At 63.6% G+C, this 2,713-nt stretch carries 4 protein-coding genes; 3 read left to right on the forward strand and 1 reads right to left on the reverse strand.

Features of this window, described 5'->3' with window-relative positions; translation table 11 throughout:
• Window positions 1-646: sulfatase-like hydrolase/transferase (locus tag EN984_RS30000; protein WP_164765743.1), on the reverse strand; the 646-nt coding region annotated here is incomplete at its 3' end.
• A 226-nt stretch (window positions 647-872) separates the two neighbouring features.
• On the opposite strand from EN984_RS30000, the gene EN984_RS30005 reads away from it, so the two are divergent.
• From EN984_RS30005 to EN984_RS30015, 3 genes are all read left to right on the forward strand, one after another.
• On the forward strand, window positions 873-1,805 hold the full coding sequence (locus tag EN984_RS30005; RefSeq protein ID WP_127268952.1) for a VOC family protein: 933 nt from the start codon (window positions 873-875) through the stop codon (window positions 1,803-1,805).
• A gap of 4 nt (window positions 1,806-1,809) precedes the next feature.
• Entirely contained in the window at window positions 1,810-2,430 is a 621-nt protein-coding gene (locus EN984_RS30010) for an alpha/beta hydrolase (protein ID WP_127268953.1), read from the forward strand.
• A 2-nt stretch (window positions 2,431-2,432) separates the two neighbouring features.
• Window positions 2,433-2,713, forward strand: a 281-nt coding sequence (locus tag EN984_RS30015; RefSeq protein WP_164765744.1) for a GNAT family N-acetyltransferase, incomplete at its 3' end; no start/stop codon positions are given.

Below are 2,713 nucleotides of genomic sequence, written 5' to 3' on the forward strand. Positions count from 1 at the left end.
TGATGAAGGAAAGATGCGCGAACCACGGCGTGGCGTCCTCCTGTTCGCCAAGCCAACGCGTGAATTCGCCGGTCAGGAAAGCCGCCGGCGTTTGTTGCCCGGAGTAGACGGGCGGCGCGTTGCTGATGGTCCCGGCCACGCCGTCGGCCAGCGGACGGTGGATGTCGGGGGACCCGGCGCTGGCGTCGACACCTTGCAGTTCCAGCCAGGATAGCCATTGCTTCTGGTGCTCGGGCAGCAACTGGCGCACCGTAAAGCCCGGCAGCACGCCTTCATAGCTTTGCAGCCGCGGATCGCCCGGCGCCAGCAGGCGCGGATCGAGCGAGACGTCGGTGTAGCCGAACAGCGTCGGATCATAGCCCAGGGCGCGAGCCGAGAGCGCGATGTTGCCGTGGCGAGCGTCGAGCGGCGTGCCGTTGCGGCAGACGCGGTTGTTCATCTGGTAGAGGCCGGTGTAGAGGCAGGCGCGAGCGGGCGAACAGGGTGCCGCGCCGCCATAGTGCCGCTTGAACAGCACACCCTCCGCGGCCAAAGCGTCGGTATTGGGCGTCTGCACGACCGGATGGCCGGCTGCGGACAGACAATCGCCACGCCACTGATCGCATGTGATCAGGAGAATGTTGGGCCGCCTGGCTTTTCCAGTCACTCACGATACCTTTTTCGCGGGATGTCGAACGCCGTTCATGGAACCGAATTCCGGCCACGGCGCAAGCCCGACTCTGCGGGCCAATTGGTGAACGAACCTTGTTCCATCGTTCACTTTTACGACACAGTCCATTCTGTGTTTGCCGCCTTTGCCTAAACTGCTCTGGTCCTCATATTGGCGTGGACAGCGGCGAGGGCCGCACATGCACCAAGGAAGGAGCAAGACAATGCTCGACCAGATCAAGGGCCTGCATCACGTCACATCGATGGCCAGGGATGCCCGCCAGAACAACGAATTCTTCACCAGGAAACTCGGCCAGCGCCGGGTCAAGAAGACCGTCAATTTCGACGCGCCCGACGTCTACCACCTCTATTACGGTGACGAGACCGGCACGCCGGGTTCGGTGATGACCTATTTCCCTTTCCCCGATATAGGCAAGGGCCGGCATGGGGTCGGGGAAGTCGGAACCACCGTCTACTCGGTGCCGGAAGGCACGCTTGGCTATTGGGAAAGCCGTTTTGCCGATGAGGGCGTCACCGGCCTGTCGCGCGAAGAGACCTTCGGCGAGAAGCGCCTGGCTTTTGCCGGACCGGATGGTGACGGCTTCGCGCTGGTCGAGGGCAAGGGTGACGGCAGAGCACCCTGGGCGAAAGGCGGTGTTCCGGTCGACCAGGCGATCCGCGGTTTACATTCGGTATCGCTCAGGCTGAAGGATGGCGGCGCCACCGAGGAGCTGCTGAAGTTCATGGGCTATGAGGAAGTCGACAAGTCCGGCAATCTCAGGCGGCTGGCGGTGAAGAACGGCAATGGCGCCGACGTCATCGACATCGAATCGCTGCCGAGCACGGCCTTCGCCGATCTCGGTGCCGGCTCTGTCCATCACGTCGCCTTCGCGGTCGAGAACCGCGCCAGGCAGCTCGAGGTACGCAAGGCGTTGATGGACACCGGTTATGGGGTGACGCCGGTGATCGATCGCGACTACTTCTGGGCGATCTATTTCCGCACACCGGGTGGCGTGCTGTTCGAAGTCGCCACCAACGAGCCGGGTTTCGATCGCGACGAGGATACCGCTCATCTGGGCGAGGCGCTGAAGCTGCCGTCGCAGCACCAGCACCTGCGGCCGTATCTGGAACAGCATCTGCAGAGACTGGAAGGCTGAGGTCATGAGCAAGGACGCTTACATCTACAAGCTGCTGCCCGGTTCGCCGGGTGGTCCATTGCTGTTCGTCTTCCATGGCACTGGAGGCGATGAGAGCCAGCTTCTGTCGCTGGGGCGCGATCTCGCGCCCCAGGCAACCATTATCTCGCCGCGCGGCGATGTGTCCGAACAAGGTGCTGCGCGCTTCTTCCGCCGCACCGGCGAGGGCGTCTACGACATGGAGGATCTGGCACGGGCGACGATCAGGATGGCGGGCTTCGTCAAGGCCCATGTCGAAGCAGCGAAGCCATCGGCCGTGCTGGGTCTCGGCTATTCCAACGGCGCCAATGTCCTGGCCTCGGTGGTGTTCGCGGTTCCAGCCCTGTTCGACGCGTCGGTGCTGATGCATCCGCTGATCCCGTTCGAGCCGCAGGTGAAGGGCAGTCTCGCCGGCCGCCATATTCTGATGACCGCCGGCAAGCGCGATCCGATCTGCCCGCCGAACCTGACCACGCGGCTCGAGGCCTATTTGCGTGCCGACGGCGCCGATGTCACAGTGGAATGGCACGATGGCGGGCACGAGGTGCGGCCAAACGAGATCGAGGCGGCACGGCGGTTCTTTGCCGATGCTGCCCAAGGAGCATAGCGATGCCTGACCAACTGCCTGAGATCGAACTTGAGGATCGCGGTTCCAAGGGCCGCTATGTCCTGCGTGGACCCGATGGCGCAGAGGCCGAGATGACCTTCACCAAGATCGGTGAGCACCAGATCATCATCGACCACACCGAAGTGCCGGACGTCTTTCGCGGCCAGGGTGCCGGGCTTCGCCTCGTCACCCGCGCCGTCGAGGATGCGCGTGCGGCGGGTAAGAAGATCATCCCGCTCTGCCCGTTCGCCAACGCCCAGTTCCGCCGCCATCAGGAATGGGC

The organism is Mesorhizobium sp. M7A.F.Ca.CA.004.12.1.1 (genome assembly GCF_003997835.1).
GTDB lineage: Bacteria > Pseudomonadota > Alphaproteobacteria > Rhizobiales > Rhizobiaceae > Mesorhizobium.